This is a genomic window from Streptosporangium minutum (genome assembly GCF_002149035.1).
GTDB lineage: Bacteria > Actinomycetota > Actinomycetes > Streptosporangiales > Streptosporangiaceae > Streptosporangium > Streptosporangium minutum.
Map to the genome: position 1 here is coordinate 1 of NZ_NGFP01000528.1, position 900 is coordinate 900.

The 900-nt window shown below is 74.9% G+C and carries 1 protein-coding gene; it reads right to left on the reverse strand.

All coding sequences use genetic code 11. The annotated features are described in order from the left end of the window. Window positions 1-125 precede the first annotated feature (125 nt). Window positions 126-482 carry an antibiotic biosynthesis monooxygenase family protein gene (locus CA984_RS44200; RefSeq protein WP_086579178.1) on the reverse strand — a complete coding sequence of 119 codons (357 nt, stop codon included), beginning with the start codon at window positions 480-482 and terminating at the stop codon, window positions 126-128. Between the last annotated feature and the right edge of the window lie 418 nt (window positions 483-900).

Below are 900 nucleotides of genomic sequence, written 5' to 3' on the forward strand. Positions count from 1 at the left end.
CGCCACGCGCCACGCCGGGAGGATCCACGCCGCCCCCACCCCCGTATCCGGAACGAGGGAGCCTGGGCCCGCGTCGCCGTCGAGGACGACGTGCTCACCCGGCCGGCTCCGGGCCCGTGGCCGGCTCAGTAGACGGCGGTCACCTCGTAGACGCCGAACGGCCTGCCGCCCGGCGCCCGCTGGTAGCGGCGGAGCGGAGCCGTGGTGCCGCGGTGCGCCGCGCCCTCCTCCCACGAGCGGAACGCGGCGAGGCTCTCCCACTCGCTCATCACCACGAACGCCGCCGGGTCGTCGGCCGCGCGCAGCAGCTCGTTGCCGAGCAGGCCCGGCGTGCCCGCGAGGTCACGGCTGATCTGGTGGTAAGCCGCTTCGACGGCGCCGGGCTCGTCCGAGGGCGCGGCGGTGTAGATCAGCACCCTGGCCCGCGAGGCGCCGGGCTCGCCGACGTCGTCCGCTGCGGTGGGGGTGGGGCCGCCGGGCATCACAGGCCTGTCCCGGCGCGGGTCATCGATGCGGACAGCGCCTCGGACGGCGGTGCGGGCTGTGACCCCGACGGCGATGCGGGCGGCGGTGTGGGCTGTGACCCGGATGGTGACCCGGATGACGTCTCGGGCGGTGACGCGGACGGCGGTGCAGGCGGTGACGCGGGCGGCGGTGCGGACGGCGTCTCGGGCGGTGACCCCGACGGTGGTGTGGGTTGTGATCCGGATGGTGACGCGGACGATGTCTCAGGCGGTGGTGCCGGTTGTGGCGTGGACATGGTGTTCCTCTCTCGGGCTGCCGGATCCGGCAGGTGAGCGTGTGCCTTCCAGCGGGCGGCCGTGGCGTGGGCCGTCATCGACAAGCAGACCCCGTGCCGCTGGTCGATCGCTGGCAGCTCACTGATCCCGCGCACCCTCC

Coding starts and splice junctions, on each gene's coding strand:
- CA984_RS44200 (WP_086579178.1), bottom strand. CDS start 482: ATGCCCGGCGGCCCCACCCCCACCGCAGCGGACGACGTCGGCGAGCCC.